Source organism: Flavonifractor sp. An92, assembly GCF_002159175.1.
Taxonomy (GTDB): domain Bacteria; phylum Bacillota; class Clostridia; order Oscillospirales; family Oscillospiraceae; genus Pseudoflavonifractor_A.
Genome location: NZ_NFGZ01000013.1, coordinates 14,984 through 35,528, shown reverse-complemented (window position 1 = coordinate 35,528; position 20,545 = coordinate 14,984). Strand labels below are relative to the sequence as shown.

The 20,545-nt window shown below is 62.8% G+C and carries 18 protein-coding genes; 2 read left to right on the top strand and 16 right to left on the bottom strand.

Going from position 1 to position 20,545, the window contains the following annotated elements:
- Positions 1-79 precede the first annotated feature (79 nt).
- A complete protein-coding gene (locus tag B5G43_RS10215; RefSeq protein ID WP_087260912.1) occupies positions 80-1,510 on the bottom strand; it encodes an MATE family efflux transporter in 1,431 nt (476 codons plus the stop codon).
- 87 nt (positions 1,511-1,597) lie between these two features.
- Complete coding sequence (locus tag B5G43_RS10210) at positions 1,598-1,843, bottom strand: hypothetical protein (protein WP_087260910.1); 246 nt, start codon at positions 1,841-1,843, stop codon at positions 1,598-1,600.
- Positions 1,844-2,123: 280 nt separating this feature from the next.
- Between B5G43_RS10210 and B5G43_RS10205 the strand changes: the two genes are divergently transcribed.
- Positions 2,124-3,185, top strand: a complete 1,062-nt coding sequence (locus B5G43_RS10205; RefSeq protein WP_087260908.1) for a trypsin-like peptidase domain-containing protein — start codon at positions 2,124-2,126, stop codon at positions 3,183-3,185.
- Positions 3,186-3,249: 64 nt separating this feature from the next.
- Here the strand turns inward: B5G43_RS10205 and B5G43_RS10200 are convergent, their stop codons facing one another.
- From B5G43_RS10200 to dinB, 6 genes are all read right to left on the bottom strand, one after another.
- A complete protein-coding gene (locus B5G43_RS10200; RefSeq protein WP_087260907.1) occupies positions 3,250-4,923 on the bottom strand; it encodes an iron ABC transporter permease in 1,674 nt (557 codons plus the stop codon).
- Positions 4,920-5,900, bottom strand: coding sequence for an ABC transporter ATP-binding protein (locus tag B5G43_RS10195; protein ID WP_087260905.1), 981 nt, complete (start codon positions 5,898-5,900; stop codon positions 4,920-4,922). Before B5G43_RS10195 ends, B5G43_RS10200 begins: the two co-directional genes overlap by 4 nt.
- A 71-nt stretch (positions 5,901-5,971) precedes the next feature.
- Positions 5,972-7,057, bottom strand: coding sequence for an extracellular solute-binding protein (locus B5G43_RS10190; RefSeq protein ID WP_087260903.1), 1,086 nt, complete (start codon positions 7,055-7,057; stop codon positions 5,972-5,974).
- Positions 7,058-7,112: 55 nt separating this feature from the next.
- Positions 7,113-7,730 carry a PHP domain-containing protein gene (locus B5G43_RS10185; RefSeq protein WP_087260900.1) on the bottom strand — a complete coding sequence of 206 codons (618 nt, stop codon included), beginning with the start codon at positions 7,728-7,730 and terminating at the stop codon, positions 7,113-7,115.
- 127 nt (positions 7,731-7,857) lie between these two features.
- A complete protein-coding gene (locus tag B5G43_RS10180; protein WP_087260898.1) occupies positions 7,858-8,103 on the bottom strand; it encodes a hypothetical protein in 246 nt (81 codons plus the stop codon).
- Between the two features lie 2 nt (positions 8,104-8,105).
- Complete coding sequence (dinB, locus tag B5G43_RS10175) at positions 8,106-9,353, bottom strand: DNA polymerase IV (RefSeq protein WP_087260896.1); 1,248 nt, start codon at positions 9,351-9,353, stop codon at positions 8,106-8,108.
- A 105-nt stretch (positions 9,354-9,458) separates the two neighbouring features.
- On the opposite strand from dinB, the gene B5G43_RS10170 reads away from it, so the two are divergent.
- The gene (locus B5G43_RS10170; RefSeq protein ID WP_087260894.1) at positions 9,459-10,040 is read left to right on the top strand and encodes an SOS response-associated peptidase; all 582 of its coding nucleotides are present in this window, start codon (positions 9,459-9,461) and stop codon (positions 10,038-10,040) included.
- Between the two features lie 68 nt (positions 10,041-10,108).
- Here B5G43_RS10170 and B5G43_RS10165 read toward each other — a convergent pair whose 3' ends face one another.
- From B5G43_RS10165 to B5G43_RS10130, 8 genes are all read right to left on the bottom strand, one after another.
- A complete protein-coding gene (locus B5G43_RS10165) occupies positions 10,109-11,515 on the bottom strand; it encodes a solute carrier family 23 protein (RefSeq protein ID WP_087260892.1) in 1,407 nt (468 codons plus the stop codon).
- A 187-nt stretch (positions 11,516-11,702) separates the two neighbouring features.
- Positions 11,703-12,209, bottom strand: a complete 507-nt coding sequence (xdhC, locus tag B5G43_RS10160; protein ID WP_087260890.1) for a xanthine dehydrogenase subunit XdhC — start codon at positions 12,207-12,209, stop codon at positions 11,703-11,705.
- Positions 12,202-13,089, bottom strand: coding sequence for a xanthine dehydrogenase subunit XdhB (xdhB, locus tag B5G43_RS10155; RefSeq protein WP_087260888.1), 888 nt, complete (start codon positions 13,087-13,089; stop codon positions 12,202-12,204). Before xdhB ends, xdhC begins: the two co-directional genes overlap by 8 nt.
- Positions 13,090-13,104: 15 nt before the next feature.
- Complete coding sequence (xdhA, locus tag B5G43_RS10150) at positions 13,105-15,390, bottom strand: xanthine dehydrogenase subunit XdhA (RefSeq protein WP_087260886.1); 2,286 nt, start codon at positions 15,388-15,390, stop codon at positions 13,105-13,107.
- A gap of 57 nt (positions 15,391-15,447) precedes the next feature.
- On the bottom strand, positions 15,448-16,065 hold the full coding sequence (locus B5G43_RS10145) for a Crp/Fnr family transcriptional regulator (RefSeq protein ID WP_242960529.1): 618 nt from the start codon (positions 16,063-16,065) through the stop codon (positions 15,448-15,450).
- Between the two features lie 402 nt (positions 16,066-16,467).
- Positions 16,468-17,538, bottom strand: coding sequence for an S-methyl-5-thioribose-1-phosphate isomerase (mtnA, locus tag B5G43_RS10140; RefSeq protein ID WP_087260882.1), 1,071 nt, complete (start codon positions 17,536-17,538; stop codon positions 16,468-16,470).
- 93 nt (positions 17,539-17,631) lie between these two features.
- Positions 17,632-18,738: an MBL fold metallo-hydrolase gene (locus tag B5G43_RS10135; protein ID WP_158097406.1), complete on the bottom strand. Its 1,107-nt coding sequence runs from the start codon at positions 18,736-18,738 to the stop codon at positions 17,632-17,634.
- A gap of 178 nt (positions 18,739-18,916) precedes the next feature.
- Entirely contained in the window at positions 18,917-20,536 is a 1,620-nt protein-coding gene (locus B5G43_RS10130) for an amidohydrolase (protein WP_087260878.1), read from the bottom strand.
- Positions 20,537-20,545 lie beyond the last annotated feature (9 nt).

Sequence of the window (20,545 nt, the reverse complement as noted above, 5' to 3'; positions counted from 1 at the left end):
CCAAACGGCACATGGAAAGCAAAAGCAAAGGCGCTGTTTTCCTAAGAAAACAGCGCCTTTGCTTTGTGTGCTCAGCCGGTCACAGCAAGGAGTGCCTTGCCGCCGGGATATGCTTGCCCGCCGCCCCGGTCAGCTCCCGATCGGTATGGCAGATCAGGACCAGCGCTACCAGGAACGTCAGTCCGTCCGACGCAGGCATGGAGAACAGTACCCCGTCCAGGCCGTAAAAGAGGGGCAGCAGCAGCGCAAAGCCCACGCCGAACACCACCTCCCGGATCATGGACAGGGCCGTGGAGGCCGCCGCCTTGCCCATGGCCTGCAGGAAAATAAAGCACGCCTTATTGACGCAGGCCAGGATGATCAGACACAGGTAGACCCGGAACGCACGGACGGCAAACTCCGTATAATATACGCTCTCATTGGCCGCGCCGAAGAGGGCGATCAGGGGCTGGGGGAAACACTCGGCCAGAAGGAAACCCACGGCCCCCACCACTGTCTCAGACAGCAGCAGCTTGGTAAACAGGCTCCGGACCCGGTCCCGCTTCTCCGCGCCCATGTTGAAGCCCACGATGGGGATACAGCCCGCAGCCATGCCCACCACCACCGAAATGATGATCTGGAAAAATTTCATGACGATCCCCACCACCGCCATGGGGATCTGGGCATACTGGGCCTGGCCGAAGATCACGTCCTCCGCGCCGTATTTCCGCAGCATATTGTTGACCGCCGCCATAGACACCACCAGAGAGATCTGCGACAGGAAACTGGTAATGCCCAGAAGCAGCGTCCTTCCGCAGATCCTGCCGTTGAGCCGGAAATGGGCGGGGGTAGGGCGGATGGTTTTCATATGGAGAACATACCAGACCGAGAGGATGGCGGTCAGGATCTGGCCGATGACGGTGGCCACTGCCGCTCCCATCATCCCCCAGTGAAAAACAAAGATGAAAATCGGGTCGAGGATCAGGTTGGTGACCGCTCCAGCCAGTGTGGCGGCCATGGCAAATCTGGGGCTGCCGTCGGCGCGGATCACCGGATTCATGGCCTGTCCGAACATATAGAACGGAATGCCCAGGGTGATATAGAAGAAATATTCCCGGGAATAGCGGAAGGTCTCCTCGTTGACCGTTCCGCCGAACAGCGCGATGATCCGGCTCTGGCCCAGCAGGTAGAGGATGGTCAGCAGCAGGCTGCCTGCCACGCTCATCAGAATGGCGTTGCCCACGCTCTGCCTTGCCGCATCACCATCTCCGCGCCCCAGGCTGATGCTGACGAAGGCGCAGCAGCCGTCTCCCACCATCACCGCCACAGCCAGCGCCACCACCGTCAGCGGAAACACCACCGTATTGGCGGCATTTCCATACGAGCCCAGGTAGCTGGCATTGGCGATAAAGACCTGGTCGACGATGTTGTAGAGCGCCCCCACCAGCAGAGAGATGATGCAGGGCACAGCATACCGTCGCATCAGCGCTCCTACCGGCTCCGTGTCCAGGATCTGATTGGAATGTTCCATACATAGTTCCCTCCTGTGTCCAAAAAAGAAGCGCGCAGTCCTATGCTTGCTGGATTTATGCCATAGGCTACGCGCTTTTTTCGATGTTTAGATGTCCTTCCAATACTCGCCCATGGGAGCGGAATTGTACTGCTTGATCACTTTGATAATCACGGAGCCATCCGCCTGTTCCTGCTGCTCCAGGATCCGGTACCGGATCCGGTTGCGCTCCAGGCCCTCCCGGTAGTGCTCCACCTCATGCTTCACCAGGGCCACCGCTTCGCTGTGTTCCACGCCCTCTTTCAGCATAAAGTGCAGCGTCTGGCAAATGCACGCCGCTTTGATCCGCTTCATGGTTTGACCTCACTTTCCCAAAAAATAACGTGTGGCTCAGGCGCAACCGGAATTACGCATCAAAGCCACACGTTGTGTAATCATTATACCAATTGTGTCCGCAAATCGCAAAGGGAGTTTTGAACGAAATTTCCCTCTATTTTTAGTCAAAAATGCGATTCAGAGAAAATTTACAACTTGTTAGCGAAAGTTTGGGGATTTTAAGTTCCAATTAGGGTTGAGTCTTTATTCTGGACTCACAACACCGGAACAACCTGCCGGACGGAAAGGAGTTTGACATATGAATCGCATGGAACAAGAGATCACCCGAAACGAAACGAACGGCCATACCCAGTACTCTCCGCCGGGCAGCGGCGGGAAGCGCGCACGGGTCAAGCGGCTGCGCAGGCGGGTGACCGCCCTGGTCCTGAGCGCCGTCCTCTTTGGAGCGGTCTCCGCCGGGACCTTTTATGGCGTGAACCAGCTGCTTCCCCAGACGGATTCCGCCGCCGCCGTGAGCAGCAGCTCCACCGGGGCCACCCTCACCGCCCTGGCCAGCACCTCCTACTCCTCCACGCGGTACGGCATGGATGTGTCTGACATCGCCGCCCAGGCTCTGCCCAGCGTGGTGTCCATCACCAACATCTCTGTCCAGGAGGTGCAGAGCTACTTCAATCGCTTCGGCCCCAACGGCGCGGGGCAGACCCAGATGGAGGAGACCACCAGCTGCGGCTCGGGCATCATCATTGCCAATGACGGGACCTACCTCTACATCGTCATCAACCAACATGTGGTGGCGGACGCCACCACGCTGTCAGTGAGCTTTGTGGACAACACCGTGTGCGAGGCCCAGCTGTGCGGCGCCGATGAGCAGGTCGATCTGGCGGTGATCAAGGTGGCCGTGGCCGACCTGTCGGAGGACACCCTGTCCCAGATCAAGGTCATCCAGGTGGGCGACTCCGACGCGCTGGAGGTGGGCGAGCAGGTGGTGGCCATCGGCAATGCCCTGGGCTACGGCCAGTCGGTGACCACCGGCATCGTCAGCGCTCTGGACCGCACGCTGACCAATGAGAGCGGCACGACCGCTTCCTATATCCAGACCGACGCGGCCATCAACCCGGGCAACAGCGGCGGCGCCCTGCTCAATCTGGACGGCCAGCTCATCGGCATCAACACCGCCAAGCTCTCGGACACCGATGTGGAGGGCATGGGCTATGCCATTCCCATCTCGGATGCGGCGGAGCTGATCGCCCAGCTCATGACGCAGACCGCTGACACCAGCCAGACCAGCACCAATACCAGCACCGTCCCGCAGAGCGGGACCTACGGCTCCGGCTGGCGCGGCGTCCGCCCCTCCGTGTAAAATACGAAACACCCTCCGGCGCGGCCTGTGAGCCGTGCCGGAGGGTGTTTTTTCGTTCAATCGGTCAGATCTGCTGCCGTTTGTCCAGCTTGAGCACCAGGGCCAGAGCCAGATAGCTCACGGCGATGACGATGACGCCGTAGGCCATAGAGATGCCCACCCGGAACTCCTGCATGTTGGTGACCATGGAGATGGAGATGGGCCGATTGTACACGCCGTAGAGCAGCGCCGACATGGTGTACTCGCCGATGGTGCGGATGAACACCAGAATGGCGCCGGACGCCACGCCGGGGGCGATGTTGGGCAGCACCACCCGCCAGATGCCGTACCAGCGGGAGGCGCCCAGGCTCTTGGAGGCCTCCTCCAGCACCGGGTTGAAGCTCTCCATCGCCACGTCGTTGGAGCTGAGGAGCAGGGGCAGGGCGGTGATGGTATAGCCGATGGGGAGGATGGCGTACCCGCCGATGAGAGCTTGACCCAGAGCGAACACGCTGCGCACATTGAAGGCGTTGATGAGGTTGATACCGATGACGCTGACCGGCATGCACCATGGGATCATCATCAGGTATTTGGCGGCGGAGACCGCCCTCCCGCTGCGGCGGTAGGCCAGGTAGGACACCGGCACCGTCAGCACCAGGCCGGCCGCCACGGCAATGAGCGACATGGTCAGGCTGTTGACCAGGGGCTCAAAGACCCGGTCGCTTGCCAGGATCTGCCGGTAGTTCTCCAGGGTGAATTCGGTGGGAAAAACCGACATCATGATGGAGTGGGTGGTGTTGAAGGACAGATAAATGACCGCCGCAATGGGCAGCAGCACCAGCAAAAGCTGGATCGCCGCCAGCACACCGCACACCGCCGAGAGGAGGTTGGACCGCTTCCCGGTGTCCTGCCAGGAGGTGGGGCGCACGGAGCGGACATAGGGGTGGCGGCGCTTGTAGTATTGCAGGAGCAGCATCACCGACACGCTCATCACAAAGAGGATGAGCACCTGGGCCGAGGCGATGTCCATGCGGTAATTGGCCTTGGAGCGCACGATCTGGGTACTGAGTACCTTGTAGCCGCCGCCAATCAGGTTGGGGGCGGTGTAGGCCCCGATGCCCGAGGCGAAGGTCATGATGGCCGAGGTGATGAGGGCGGGGAGGATGGTGGGGAGGATCATGTCTACAAAAATCCGCACCCGGCCGGCCCCCAGGCTCCGGGCCGCCTCCACCGCCGAGTAGTCCAGGTATTTCAGCCCCACCGACACGTTGAGGTAGAAATAGACATACTGGGTGTAGGTGATGACGAAGAGGATGCCCGGCAGGCCGCTGAACTGCCAGGGGGTCTCCTCCAGGCGGAAGAGGGCCTCCACCGCCTTGGTGAGGATGCCGCTCTCCCCGTAGAGCTGCACGAAGGCGATGACGATGATGACCCCGGGGATCATCATGGGGCTGAGGAGGAGGACGTGGAGCGCCTTGCGGAAGCGGCGGGCGCAGAAGGTCATATACAGCGCCAGGGCGGTGCCCAGCACGCCGCAGCACACCACCGCCCCCAGGCCCACCCAGAGGGTATTTTCGATGACCTGGAGGTTATTGGGGTTGGTGATATAGTCGGTAAAAACAGCCGTCGTGAACTGTCCCTCGCTCAGGAAGGCCTGGCGCAGGGTGTTGAGCATGGGATAGACGATGTATCCGATGAGGAGGAAGAACAGGATGGCGTAAAAGAGGAGCCATCCCGCTCGGCAGGCCGTACGTCTCATAGGCCGCGCTCCTCCTCCGGAAGAGTGGTCAGGAAGAGGGCGTCTCCCTCCTGCGCCCGGCGGCCGCCCCGGTTCACCGCCGCGACCTGATAGGAGGCGTGCTCCGACGCCACGGTGTACTGGTACACCGCCCCCTCAAAGCAGACCTTCCGCACCGTTACCGGCGCGCCCGGGCCCTCCCGGGTAAGGCGGAGCTGCTCCGGGCGGATGTACCGCTGGTCCTCCGGCAGGCCCATGGCCGCCCCGTCCCGGGGGTCCAGGCGGTTGGAGACCCCCACGAACTGCGCCACAAAGTCGTTGGCCGGCGTGTCGTAGATCTCCATGGGGGTGCCCACCTGCTGGACCCTGCCCCGGTCCAGCACCGCCACGCGGTCGGAGACGCTGAGGGCCTCCTGCTGGTCGTGGGTGATGAACAGGGTGGTGATGCCGGTGGTCTCCTGGATCTCCCGGATCTCCTGGCGCATCTTCACCCGCAGCGCCACGTCCAGGTTGGACAGCGGCTCGTCCAGCAGCAGCATTTTGGGCTCCACGATGAGGGCCCGGGCGATGGCCACCCGCTGCTGCTGTCCGCCGGAGAGCTGGTCGATCTTCCGCCGGCGCAGCTCCTCCAGGCCGGTCAGCTCCAGGAAATAGCCGCATTTCTTTTGGATCTCCCCCTTGGAGCAGCGGCGCACCTGGAGCCCGTAGACGATATTTTCCTCCACCGTCATATTGGGGAAGAGGGCGTAGTTCTGAAAGACGATGCCCATGCCCCGGCGCTCCGGCGGGACGGCGGTGATGTCCTGCCCGTCCACCAGGATCTTCCCCTGGGTGGGGGTGAGAAATCCGGCCAGGATGCGGAGCATGGTGGTCTTGCCGCAGCCGGAGGGGCCCAGGAGGGTAAAAAACTCCCCCTTGCGGATCTGGAGCCGGACCTGGTCCAGGGCCAGGCTCTCTCCGTAGCGGTAGCTGATATCCTGCAGTTCAATGGTGTCCATAGTTCCTCCATAGAAAAATAGTGAGGAAGGGCCTTCCTCACTATTTTTTCTCACAGATTGCGGGTATTCACTTATTCGGAAGCCAGGTTCTTGTCCGCGTCGATGACGTTGGTCTCCCACTGCTCCAGCCAGGCGGACTGATTGGCGCTGATGTTGTTCCAGTCCACGTCCATGGCCTTGTACTCGGTCTGCATCCACTCGGGGGAGTCGGCCAGGGCGGCGTCCAGAGTGGGCACGCGGTTGAAGTCATTGGCGATCATGGCCTGGACCTCGGCGCTGCCGGCGAACTCCACGAAGGCGGCCGCGGCGTTGGGATGGGGGGCGTCCTTGATGGCGGCGATGCAGTCGGTCAGGACCACGGAGCCGCTGGTGGCGTCCACGATCTCCAGAGGCATGCCGTTGTCCACCTGGTTGGTGATGATGTCGCTGAGGACAGCCCAGGAGATGGCGGCCTCGCCCTTACCCACGGCGGCGTACATCATGCTGCCGCTGTTGTAGTAGTTCTTGATGTTGGCGTCCAGGGCGCTCAGGTAATCCCAGGCGGCCTCCTCACCCTGCTCGCGGGTGTAGTAGTCGATGAGGCAGCACACGGTGGAGCGCATGGAGGAGGACAGGGAGTCCCGCACCACGATCTGGCCCTGATACTCGGGCTTGGTCAGGTCGGCCCAGTCCTTGGGGGCCTCCTCCGCGGAGAGCAGGTCGCTGTTGTAGAAGAGCATGACGGGGGTCTTGATGGTGCCGTACCAGTAGCCCTCGGAGTCCTTGTACATGGCGTCCAGGTCGCCCGCCCACTCGGGGTTGGTGGCCTCAAACAGGCCCTCTTCCTTCAGCAGGGCATAGGTGGCGCTGTCGCCGCCGAACATGACGTCGGCCTGGGGGTTCTCCTTCTCGCTGCGCACCCGGTCGGCCAGCTCGCCCTTCAGGTTGATGCTCTCCACCTTGATGCCGGTCTTTTCCTCAAAGGCCGCGGCGATCTCGTCCAGCATGTCCTCGCCGTGGGTGGAGTAGACCACCACGGTGTCCTCCATCTCAGCGGTGGGCTCGGAAGAGGGCTGAGCGGCGCTCTCCTGGCTGGCCTCGTTCCCGCCGCCGCAGGCGGCCAGAGCCAGGGTCATGGACCCTGCCAGCAAGAGTGCAAGCAGATTCTTCTTTTTCATTTCCATATCTCCTTTTTCTATCCTGTCAAAACTGTGCATGCACAGACTCGACCCATTAAAACTCCAGCGGCCGGAAGCCGGACAGATAGACTGGCCGGCACTCCCGGGTCTTGATGGCCTCCACCAGCTCCTCCACGGTGGTGAAGTACCCCGGGATCTCGGTGGCGTAGCGCCCGATCTGCATGGTGGTGTGGGCGTCGCTGGCCCCGAAGGGCTTGTAGCCCGCCTTGAGGCAGGTCTCCAGCGCCCGGCGATTCTCCTCCGGCGTGGCGCTGCCGTTGAGCACCTCCACGCCCACCAGGCCCTTCACCCGGTAGAGCTCATCCCCCAGACCCCGGCTGTTTCCGCGGTAGGGGTGGGCGGAGATGCACACGCCCCCCTGGGCGTTCACATAGTCCAGAAATTCCTGGGCGGGCAGATGGGGCTCGGGCAGCTCCTTCAGGCCGAAGGCCACGATGTCCCCCTCGCAGGCGAGGTACTCCACGCCCACAAAGATGGGGTAATTCTCCCGCCGGGCGATCTCGGCGGCGTAGCGGGTGAGGCCGATACGGTCATGGTCCGTGATGCAGATGCCGTCCAGGCCCTTGATCCGGGCCTCCGCCACCATCTCCAGCAAGTTCATCTTGCTGTCGGAGGAGAAGGTCCTTTCGTGCAGATGCGTATCCAGAATCACGGCGAATCCCCCGTTTCTCTCTTGGAATCATGCTCTAGTTTAACGTTCTGATTGAAAATAGTCAATTTATGAATTTCGATAAAGAGATATAGAAATATAGAGATATTCAATAAAAAAGCCGCCCGTCTCACCGCCGGGCGGCGACAAACCAGCGCCCCTTTTCAAACCAGAGATAGGACTCCCGCCCGCCGATGCGGCAGGTATAGCGGTCCCCCACGCCGCCCACGCTCTGGCAGGCCGCCCGGCGGACGTCCAGGATCTTGTCGATGTGGTAGCGCTGGCCCGGTGCGAACTGGATCTCCACCGGGCGCATACGCCCCTCCGCGTCGAAGCGGACCAGCACCGGCACGTATTTTTTCTCCCGCTCTTCCATGGTCAGCCTCCAAAATACCCTACAGGGTGGACGGTGTGGTCCTCCCGGGGGTTGATGCGCCCCAGCTGGGGGTCGGCATAGATCCGGGCCCGCTGGACACAGCGGTAGCCGTAGCGCCGCCGCAGCCCCTCCACCGCCGCGTCGATGCGCTCCCACTTGTCCCGCCGCACGTCCTCCGGGTAGAGGGAGAGCTGCACTCCGGCGGAGCCCTCCACCAGGCCGCAGGCCCGCAGACCCACACTGCGGATGGGGGCGTTCCAGTGGTAGCTGCGGCGGAAGAGGTCCAGGGCCGTCCGGGCCAGCTCGTCGCTGGAGCCGGTGGGGCGGGGTAATTTTCGCTGGCGGGTGAAGTGCTCCAGCTCTGCGTCGCGCACCGACACCTCCACCACGGTACACCGGGCGGCCAGCTCCCGCATGCGGGAGGAGACGCTCTCGGCCAGCAGGAGGAGCATCAGGCCCACATCCTCCTCGCTCTCCAGGTCCCGGGGGGTGGTGGCGCTGTTGCCCACCGACTGGATATTTGGGACGTGGTCGGTGCGCCGCACCGGCGTAGGGTCCAGCCCCAGGGCGAAGGTGCGCAGCACCGCCCCCATCTTGCCCAGCTTCCGGGTGAGGACCGCCGTGGGGCACTCGGCCAGGCGGCCGATGGTGTGGATGCCCATGCTGCGCAGCTTCTTACTGGTGGCCGGACCCACATACAGGAGGTCTTCCACCGGGAGAGGATAGACCACCTGCCGGTAGTTGTCCCGCCCGATGCGGGTGATGGCGTCGGGCTTTTTGTAGTCGCTGCCCAGCTTGGCGGTGATCTTGTTGTCGGCCACGCCAATGCTGGCGGTGATGCCCAGCTCGAATTTGATGCGCCCGGCGATCTCCCGGGCAATGGTCACCGGGTCACCGCAGAGCCCCACGCTGCCCGTCACGTCCAGCCAGCTCTCGTCCAGGCCGAAGGGCTCGATCTGGTCGGTGTAGTCCTCATAGATCTCCCGGGCCATGCGGCTGAAGCGGATATACTCCCCCATGTCCGGGGGCAGCACCACCAGATGGGGGCACTTCTGTTTGGCCTGCCACACCGCCATGCCGGTGCGCACGCCGTAGGGCTTGGCGATGTAGTTGGCGGTGAGGACGATGCCGTGGCGGTCCTCCTGCCGGCCGCACACCGCCAGGGGCTTGTCCCGCAGCTCCGGGTGGCGCTGCATCTCCACCGAGGCATAAAAGCAGTTCTGATCCACATGCAGAATGTGACGGCCCATGCCACCGCCTCCTTCCGCTTATAGGATAGAACATCCGTTCTAAAATTGCAAGAGGGATTTTCCCCCAAACCGTGGTATACTGGGGACAGACAGGAGGGAAGGCCCATGTGCGGACGGTATGAATTCACTCTGGAGGACAGCGAGGAGCTCCGCCGGGTGGCGGAGCTTATCGAGGCCCGGTATGGCCCCGGCGGGTGGCAGCCCGGCGAGATCCGCCCCACGGCAACGGCGCCGGTGCTGCGGACGGGGGAGAAAAAGGCCCGGGCCGAGCTGATGCGCTGGGGCTACGCCCTGCCCCACACCCTGGTCATCAACGCCCGGGCGGAGTCTGTGCGGGAAAAGCCCCTCTTTCGGGATGCCGTAGCCGCAAGGCGGTGCGTGGTGCCCACCGCCGGATTTTACGAGTGGGACGGGGATGGCCGAAAGTACCGCTTCCGCCTGCCGGGGGAGGGGGCCCTGTATCTGGCGGGGCTCTATGAGGTGCGGGAGGGCGTGCCCTGCTACTGCATCCTCACCACCGCCGCCAATCCCTCCATGGCACCCATCCACGACCGGATGCCCCTGGTGCTGACGCGCCGGGATCTGCGCCCCTGGCTGGAGCGGCCCCAGGCCGCCGCCGCGCTGCTGGAACGGGAGCCCCCCGCCCTGGAGGCCCGGCCCATGGACCCCCAGCTCCGGCTGTGGTGAATCTGTTCTGACGTGAAAGACCCCGCTCTCATGGGAGAGCGGGGTCTTTCAGAAAAAAGAGAGAGGCATCAGTCCTCTTGGGACTTCTTTTCCTTGGGGAGCACCAGGCTCAGGATCAGAGACACCACGAACACGCCGGCCACGGCGTTGCCGTTGAAGATGTCGCCCACGGCGGAGGGGAAGGCGGCGAAGAAGTTGCCGCTGGTCTGGGTCAGGCCCACGCCGATGCAGAAGGACAGGGCGACGATGATCATGTTGCGGTCGTCGAACACGCAGTCCTTGAGCATCTTCATGCCCTCATAGAGGATGGAGCCGAACATCATCACGGTACAGCCGCCCAGCACGGACTGGGGCAGGGAGTTGAAGAAGGCGCCCAGGGGCGGGAAGAGGGAGGCCAGGATCATGATGAGCGCGCCCATCAGGATGGTGAAGCGGTTGATGACGCCGGTCATGGTGACCAGGCCCACGTTCTGGCTGAAGGAGGTCAGGGGCAGGCAGCCGAAGCAGCCGGAAATGGCGCTGGAGAAGCCGTCCACGGCCAGGGAGCCCTGCAGCTCCTCCATCTTCAGATCGCGGCCCAGCGCGCCCTTACACACGGCGGTGGTGGCGCCGGTGGTCTCAGCGGCGGAGACCAGGAACACGATGGCGATGGTGAAGAAGGCGCCCACATCAAAGACGGGCTTGTGGCTGGTGAGGAACACGGGAGTGGGCAGGCTGAAGAAGCCGATCTCGCCCACGGTCTTGGTGATGCCGGAGAAGTCCACCATCTGGGCCACGCCAGCGGCGGTGAAAATGGCGGCCAGGATGTAACCGAAGATGAGGCCAACCAGAATATTCAGATTTTTATACACGCCCTTCAGGAAATAGCGGGACACCAGGCAGACGATGAGGGTGAAGAAGCCCACCAGCAGGTGGTACCAGGCGCCGAAGTCGGCCGCGCCGCTGCCGCCGCCCCAGGAGTCCATACCCACGGACAGGAGGGACAGGCCGATGGCGATGACCACACAGGCCGAGACAACGGGGGTCAGAAAACGCTTCCAGTACTTGGCGCTCAGGCCGACGATGCCTTCAAAGCAGCCGCCCAGGATGACGGCGCCTACCATGCCTTCATAGCCCAGATTCGGGTTGGTACAGATCATCAGCAGGCTTCCCAGGAAGGTGAAGCTGACGCCCATGACGATGGGCAGCTTGGAGCCGATCTTCCAGACGGGATAGAGCTGGAGAATGGTGCCGATACCGGCGGCGAACATGGCGCACTGGAGGAGCTTGGTGATCTCCACCGCGGTCAGGTGGCTGTCGGTGCCCCGCACCAGGGCGGCGCTGCACACGATGAGCACCGGCGCTAGGTTGGAGACGAACATGGCCAGCACGTGCTGCAGGCCGAAGGGAATCGCCTTGGACAGAGGGACCCGCCCGTTCAACCGATAGATGTTGTCTGCGCTGACGGTTTTGACGATCGCTTCCTTGTTTTCCATCGTTCACACCTCACATTGAATCCAATGTTGTATAAAAATTTATTTTTCTTTCAAAACTATATTTTTTTGATTGGAGTGGCCGAAAGTCCCCTCCGGTACACTGGGACGGATCGGATGGTTTCAGCTGCCAGTACATCCGGAGGGGATGGGATCTTACGATGGGTTTCCTGAAGTGGTGTGAGGGAGCTTACACCGCGTCAGCCTCGGCATACTTGCCCAAGCGGCGCAGCATGGTCTTTTTCACGGCCCGGAAGATGTTCTCGTAGCCGGTGCAGCGGCACAGGTGGCCGGAGAGCATCTTGCGGATCTCGTCGTCGGAGAACTCCTTGTGGGCGTTGAGCAGCTCCGTGGCGCTCATGATGAAGCCGGGAGTGCAGAAGCCGCACTGGACCGCGGCCTCGTCGATGAAGGCCTGCTGGATGTCGGAGATCTCTCCGTTGGGGCCGGCCAGGCCCTCCAAGGTGAGGATCTCCTTGCCGTCGGCCCACACGGCCAGGTAGATACAGGAGTTGAAGGCCTCGCCGTTGATGAGCACGTTGCAGGCGCCGCACTCGCCCACCTCGCAGCCCTTCTTCACGCTGGTGAGACGGAAGTCGTCCCGCAGCATATCGGTGAGGGAGGCCCGCACGTCCACCATCTTCTCGACCTGCTTGCCGTTGATGGTGCACTTGACCAGTTTGTACTGATTACTCATCGATCTCACCTCCCGACAGACGGATGGACTCGGTCAGGCACCGCTCGGCCAGGACCACGGCGATGTGCTCGCGGAAGTCCTTGGCGGCGCGCCAGCTGTCACGGGGATGGACGTCCTCCAGCACCGCCTGGGCAAAGGCCTTCACCGCCGCCTGGGTGGTGGGCTGACCCTTGGCCTTGGCCTCAGCGGTGACCGCCCGCATGGGGATGGGGCCGGCCACGCCGTAGGCGATGCGCACATCCTCCATGGTCTTCTTGTCCGCCGACAGCTTCACGTTCACCGAGCAGCCGGTGGTGGCGATGTCCATGGCGTTGCGCATGGCGTACTTGATGTAGTGGCCCTGATAGCCCTCATAGGAGGCCTTGGGGATGATGATGGCGGTCTGGAGCTCGCCGGGGCGCAGGTCCACCTTGCCCGCCTTGATGTAGAAATCCTGGATGGGGATCCGCCGCACCCCGTCGGGGCCGGTGATCTCGATGATGGCGTCCCAGGCGAAGAGGGTGGAGGCCGAGTCGGCGGAGGTCACACCGTTGCAGGTGTTGCCGCCGATGGTGCCGATGTTGCGGATCTGGGGTCCGCCCACCATGTCTACCGCCTCGCCCAGCACGTTGATGTGCTTCTGGATGATGGGGTCCTTGGTGATGTGGGAGAAGCTGGTCAGAGAGCCGATGCGGATGGCGCCGTCGTCCTCATAGGAGATGCCCCGCATCTCGTCCAGCATGTAGATGCTCACCAGCTCCTTACCGGCCCGCTTGCCCTCCCGCATCTGGACCAGCACGTCGCTGCCGCCGGCGATGATCTGGGCCTCGGGGTGCTCGGTGAGGAGCTGCACCGCATGGGCCACACTCTCCGCCTCGTAGAGCGCTTTCATGTCATACATAACTCGGTCGCCTCCTTAAATCAGGCCTTCTTCTTGGAATCTGCGGAACAGGATGTGCGGATTGACAGGCGCGTCGTCCACCGCCACGCCGGTGGCCTGATACACGGCGTTACGGATGGCCGGGGCCACCGAGCACGTGGGAGGCTCGCCCAGAGCCTTGGTGCCGAAGGCACTGGTGGGCTCGGGATTTTCCACGAAATAGCCACGCAGACGGGGGTGATCCATGAAGGTGGACAGCTTGTAGTCCAGCAGGTTGTTGTTCAGCGGCTTGCCGGTCTTTTCATCAAAGAGCAGCTTCTCCGACAGGCCGAAGCCGATGCCCATGCTCATACCGCCGTGGACCTGGGCCTCCGCCAGGGCGGGGTTGATGATGGTGCCGGCGTCGTGGACGTTGACGATGTCCAGGAGCTTCACCTTGCACAGGGGGATGTCCACCTCCACCTCGGCGAAGGTGCAGCCGAAGGAGTAGGCGTTGGACTTGATCTGGGAGGTGCTCTCAGCGGTGATGTGCTCGCTGTGGGTGAGGCTGTACAGGGCCTCGGTGGCCAGGTCGCCCAGGCTCATCAGCTCCCGCCCGTCGGTGATGCGGACGATCTTGCCGTTGATGATGTCCAGGTTGTAGACCGGCATCCGGGTCAGCTCGTGGGCGTAGTTGAGGATGCGCTCCTTCAGCAGCAGGCCGGTCTGGCGGATGGCAAAGCCGGCGGTGTAGGTCTGACGGGAGGCGTAGGCGCCGGTGCCGAAGGGGGTCACGTCGGTGTCCTGGCAGGAGACCACGTGGACGTCGCTCAGCGGCACGCCCACCACATCGGCGGTCATCTGGGTGTAGGCGGTGTCGGCGCCCTGGCCGATCTCGGTCTCACCCAGCTGCACCTGGAGGGAGCCGTCCTGGTTGAGGACCATCCGGCAGGAGGAAGTTTCCAGCGAGATGGGCCACACGGCGGTGTTGTACCAGAACACAGCCATGCCGATGCCCCGGCGCACGTCGCCGGTCTGGTTCTGATACTCCTTGTACTTACGCAGATAATCCGTGGCCTCCATACCCTTGGTGATGCACTGGTTGAAGGTGTCGGAGTAGAGCTCGTTCTTGGAGAAGGGATCGGTGAAGCCCACCGGCATCAGATTCTTGCGGCGGAACTCGATGGGGTCCAGGCCCATCTTGGCGCACACGTCCTCGGTGTGGCACTCCACAGCCCACATGGCCTGGGGGATGCCGTAGCCGCGCATGGCGCCGGCCACCGACTTGTTGGTGAACACGGTGTAGGAATCGCACTCCACGTTGTCACAGGGGTAGAGCTGGGGGAAGCAGCCCATGCCCTTGGCCACGATGCTGTGGCCGTGGGAGGCGTAGGCGCCCTGGTCGGAGAAGGCCTCCAGCTTGCGGGCTGCGTAGGTGCCGTCGGGCCGCACCCAGGAGACGATGTGGCTGAGGATGGCGTGGCGCACCCGGTTGGAGACGAAGGTGTCCTCGCGGGGGATGTCGATCTTCACCAGATGGCCGCCCAGCTTCATGCACAACCAGGCGCACAGGGGCTCGTAGAGCACGTCCTGCTTGTTGCCGAAGCCGCCGCCGATGTAGGGCTTGATGACCTGGATCTTGCCCCAGGGAATCCCCAGGGCCTGGCCCACCACGCGGCGGACGATGTGGGGGATCTGGGTGGAGGTGACCACCTTGATGCGGTCGCCCACCATCTCAGCGGTGCAGATGAAGTTCTCGATGTGGCAGTGCTGCACAGTGGGAGTGCTGTACCAGCCCTCCACCTTGGTGAGGCCGGGCTCCTTGATGGCCTCCTCGTAGTTGCCCTTGCGGATGGAGGTGTGCTTGAGGATGTTATTGGGGTAATTCTCGTGGAGCTGAGGCGCGCCGTCCTTCATAGCCTCCCGCACGTCCAGGACGAAGGGGTACTCCTCGTACTCCACCTGGATGGCCCGCAGGGCCTGGGACGCGGCCACCTCGTTCTCGGCCACGACGGCGGCGACATCGTCGCCGTAGAAGCGCACCCGGTCGGTGAGGACCAGCCGGTCGGCCACGTCCTGGTGGCTCTCGTCGGTGGACCAGGGGTGTCCGGCGGTGGGGAAGTAGTGCTTCTCGGTCACGTCGAAGCAGGTAAACACCTTCACCACGCCGGGGATGGCCTCGGCCTTGCTCACGTCGATGGACACCACCCGACCGTTGGGGATGGTGGCGTGCAGGATCTTGGCAATATAGGCGCCCTTGTCGCACAGATCATCGGTATATTTGGTCCGTCCGGTCACTTTGTCGTAGGCGTCCACGCGGGTCACATTTTTTCCTACATACATGGCGATTCCTCCTGTCTCATGGTTTGAAATGGAAAAGGCTCCCGCGTCGGCCAGCGGTCAGCCGTTGAGATAATACTCGATGTAGTGGGCTTTCATCTCCTCGTAGCCCTCCCGGGAGATGACGATCTTGCCCTTGTTCAGCCGGATGAGGCCCAGCTCCTCCAGGCGCTTGATGCTGCGGTTGAGGGTCTTGGTGGAGAAGCCGATCTCCTCCGCCATCTGGGTCCGGGTCTGGCGCAGCTCCACGGAGTCGGGGAGGGGCTGGTGCTGCTCGTAGAAGCGGATGAGGTGGACCATGAGGCGGTCCTTGCCCTCCATGAAGAGGTACTTTCTCGCCTCCGCGGTCTGGGTGATGAGCCGGTGCATGTTCTCCTGGGTCCGGAGGAACAGCGCGTCCACATCCATGTGCAGCCAGTCCATGTAGGCATCCGCCGGGATGGTGAGCACCTTGCACCTGGTGGCGGCCACGATGCTGATGCGGTACTGCGGCAGTCCGGCAAAGCACTCGATCTCGCCGAAGAAGTCGCCGGGGCCGAAATCCTTGAAGGGATAGGCCCGCTCGTGGGTGGGCCACTCCACGCCGGTGACCTTGCCGGAGAGGATCAGGAAGATCTGGGTACAGTCGGCGCCAGCCTTGATAAACTCACGGCCGGGTTCGATCTCCACTACGGCCATATAATATTTGACCTCTTCAGTGCAATTTTGGAACAGCAGCTCCATATATCGCCGCTTTTCCGGTGGCAGTTCTTTGAACATATCCACAAGCTCCCATCTCCTTACCGTCAAACGAGGGGCTGGTCGTGCGGTATGTCCAAACTGCTCCGTCTGATGACTCTATTATATAGGCGAATTCACCCAAAAAGAAAGGCCACATGTCCCTTTTTTCGGGCACTTTGAAACTATGGAAGAGTCCACAAATCAGACGGTCCGTTTTTGTCGGATTTACCCATACCACACGTTCTACTCTATCTTTCTACCAAAAATTATAGGACAAGTCAAGGCCCCCACCGTGCTGTCCGGAAAACAACAAACCCTGCGGCCGGGGCCGCAGGGTTTTAGTTGTTGTGAGTACGCCCCTCAGCGGAACAGAGCCGCCAGGGACTCGGTATAGGGCGGATAGCAGACGCCCTTCTCCGTGACAATGCCGGTGATGAGACTGTGATCCGTCACATCAAAGGCGGGATTGTAGCACTTGACCTCCGGCAGGGCCATGGGCTCGGCGTAGAACTTTTCCCGGATCTCCGCCCCGTCCCGCAGCTCGATCTCAATATCGTCGCCGCTCTTGCAGGAGAGGTCGATGGTGGAGGTGGGCCCCAGTACATAGAAGGGGATGCCGTAGTGCTTGGCCAGAATGGCCACGCCGCTGGTGCCGATCTTGTTGGCGGTGTCGCCGTTGGCCGCCACCCGGTCGCACCCCACCAGGCAGGCCTGCACCCAGCCGTTTTTCATCACGATAGAAGCCATATTGTCACAGATGAGGGTGACGTCGATGCCCGCCCGCTGCAATTCATAGGAGGTGAGGCGGGCGCCTTGCAGCAAAGGCCGGGTCTCGTCGGCAAAGACCTTGAACTGCATGCCCTTCTCCTTGCCCAGGAAGAGCGGCCCCAGGGCGGTGCCGTAGCGGGAGGTGGCCAGAGGTCCGGCGTTGCAGTGGGTGAGGATGCCGTCGCCGTCCTTCAGAAGGGCCAGGCCGTGCTCCGAGATGGAACGGCACATGGCAATGTCCTCCCGGTGGATGGCCTTGCACTCCGCCTCCAGCAGGGGCAGGAGCTCCTCCACCGACGCGCCGGGGTGGCCGGTGACCACCCGCTCCATCCGGCCCAGGGCCCAGCTTAGATTCACCGCCGTGGGCCGGGAGGCATTCAGGTACTCCTTGAGGGCGTGGAAGCGCCCGGCAAAGGCGTCGTAGTCCCGCTCCTCCATCTGCCGGGCCAGAACATACATGCAATAGCCCGCGCAGATGCCGATGGCCGGCGCGCCCCGCACCCGCAGGAGCTGGATGGCCTCGTACATCTCCTCCGGTGTGCGGAGGGCGCGGTATTCGGTGCGGTTGGGCAGCTGGGTCTGGTCCAGAATAATGACACTCCGCCCGTCCTCCGCGAGGCGGATGTTCTCACAGTGGGTCACCTGCCGAAGGGGATCGCACATGGCTCTGCACTCCTTTCTGATCGGTACAGACATGCTCTCCGGAAGGCTTTTCCCGCTCCGCCCATGGCTTCCTGCCGCGCGGGCCCTTCCGGATCAGTCTACGACATAGACATGTCCGGTGCTGTTGACAAACGTCTGCTCCGGCATCTGCTCCAGGAACATCTGGGTGGCCTTGGCGCCGGTGCAGTGGGACAGGCCGATGCGCTGCACGCCCAGCTCCTGGAAGCGGTCGATGGTGGCCTGGATGGTGGCCTCATCAGCGTCCAGCAGATGGAAACCGCCGATGACCGCATACACCTTCTCCCCGGAGCGCTTCTCGATGGTGTTGACGATGTTCAGGATCCCGTTATGGGAGCAGCCGGAGACGATGACCAGGCCCTTGCTGGTCTCCACTGCCACAGCCACCTCTTCGTCAAAGTCGTCCACCACATACTCCCCGTTCTCCAGGCGGTCCAGCATATTGGGGGCCAGCTCGAAGTTCTTGTCCCGGTCAAAATTCCCGTAGATGGTGACGCCGTCGGCCACCTTCATGCAGGTGGTGTCGATATACTCGATGGCCACGCCCAGGTCCAGCAGGTCCTGCTCGTCGAAGTCGATGCCCACCGGGAAATAGCCCTTGGTACCGTCGGTGAAGTCGAACTTCTGGCCCACGGCGTCGTAGTAATACTTGCTGTCTGCGTTGTTGAAGAAGCTGTTTTTCAGGAAGAGGGTCTTGTTCTCCGCGCCGTACTCCTGGAAATAGGGGATGAGGCCGCCGCAGTGGTCATAATGGGAGTGGCTGAGCACCAGCTTGGTGCAGTCGGAGAGGTCCACTCCCAGCGCCTTGCCGTTGGCCAGCAGCTGCCCGGCCTTGCCGGTATCAAACAGGATCTTGTCCTTTTCTGTCTCAATGAGGACCGAGAATCCGAACTCCGCGCTGGTGTCCGGATTGTCTCCGTTGTTGTTCTCGGTCAGAGTGGTGATCTTTACCTGATCCGGCTCTGTGATCTGGATGCTGGAATCCACAAAATTCACCTCAAAACCCAGTGCCTCGGCCAGCGCACGCAGGCCGATGGTGGTCACACCGGCGGTGGTGTCGCCGGCCAGTTCCGTCTTTTCGCCGTTGATCCAGATGGGGTAGACCGTTTTGGCCCCGACCGCCAGACTCAGGGCCAGGACCAGTGCCAGAGTGAGAAGCAGTGCGAACATCGAGCGTTTCATACCATCCGTTCCTTTCTCTTTCATCTCTCGGATTTCAGGTCATGCCGCGCGCGGGTCTGTCCCCACTATACCCCTCAGTCTGGTGGGCGTCAAATTGATTTCGTTAGCCGTTATTTTCGCTTACTATTGAAAAAAAAGTATAAAGCTTCCGGGTCCTGCCGGTTCAGATTTCCCGCCGCTAGACCTGCACGCCCCCCACATAGGTGGCGAGCACCCGGGCCTCCCGGATGGTCTCCGGCGGGATGGTGAAGAGGTTCCGGTCCAGCACCGTAAAGTCGGCCAGCATACCGGGACGGATGCGGCCCTTGACCGCCTCCTCGCCGGAGGCGTAGGCCCCGCCCACGGTGTAGGCGTACAGGGCCTGCTCCACGCTCACCGCCTCGCCGGGGAGGAAGGGGCCGTTGCCCTCGAAATCCCGGCGGGTGACGGCACAGTAGATGCCGTCCAGGGGCCGGATCTGCTCCACCGGAGCGTCGGTGCCGTAGGCCACCGGGATGCCCAGCCGCTCCATGGTGCCCCAGGCGTAGGAGCCGTTCAGGCGCGCCTCTCCCAGCCGGGCGGGGGCGATGTGCATGTCGCCGTTGATGAACACCGGCTGGACAAAGGCAGTCACGCCCAGGGCCTTCATCCGCCGCAGCTGCTCCGCGGTCATCACCTGACAGTGGACCAGGCCGTGGCGGGGCTGGAACCAGGGGCAGCGCTCCTCCGCCCGCTGGAAGGCGGTGAGGGCCATTTCGGCCCCGCCGTCCCCGATGGCGTGGATGGCCGCCGGCATGCCGTGGCGGTGGGCGGTCTCCACCAGGGCGTCCAGTTCCTTCTGCTCATAGATGGGGATGCCCCGGGTGGTGGGGTCGTCGGCGTAGGGCTCCTGCATATAGGCGGTCCGCCCGCCCAGAGAGCCGTCGGCCAGGATCTTCACGGTGGAGATGCGGAAGCCCGTCCCTCCGCCGTACTGGGCCATACCCCGGCGGAAGAACTCGTCCAGGGTCTCGGGCTCGGTGAGGAGGGCCTGCTCCGCCAGGCGGAGCTTCAGCTCCCCCCGCTCGGAGAGGGCCCGCAGCCCGTCCATGAGGGCGTAAGGGTCCTCGTCGGGGGCGTATTTGAAGTCGTCGGTCTGGAGGCTGGTGAGGCCCTCGGCAAAGAAGTCATACTGGGCCCGCTTCACCTGCTCCAGCAGGTCGGCAAGGCCGATGGAGGGCAGCGCCCCCTTCACGTCGTCCAGCAGGTTCTCCTTCAGCACGCCGGTGGGCTCCCCGTCTCCGTCCAGCTCCAGAAAGTCGCCGTATTGCCCGGCGCTCTCTTTGGTGAGCTTCAGAAGCTCCAGGCCTTTCGTATTCACCGCACCCACGTGGAAGCAGCCCCGCAGGATGAGGATGGGCACCTCCCGGCTCACCGCGTCCAGGTCGTGCCGGTTGGGGAAGCGGCGGCCGTCGGTGAAGAGCTCGTGGTTCCAGCCCTCGCCCATGAGCCAGCGGCCGGAATTTTTATCAAAGCCCTCCAGCCCCTTGCGCAGCCGGTCCTGCACCTCGGTGAGGGAGGTGCAGCCGAAGAGGTCCACCGACAGGCGGGCCTTCACATAGTGGATAAAGTGGAGGTGGGAGTCGTTGAAGCCGGGGAGGACGAACTTGCCCCCCAGATCCACCTCCTCCACCTGCTCACCGGCAAAGGCGCGGAGGAAGTCGCGGGCCTCCGCCTCCTCGCCCACATAGGCAAAGTACGCCCCGTCCACCACCGCCGCGCGGGCCAGGGGCCGGGCGGGGTCCATGGTGGCGAACACGCCGTTGGTCAGCAGCAGCACGGTGTGTTC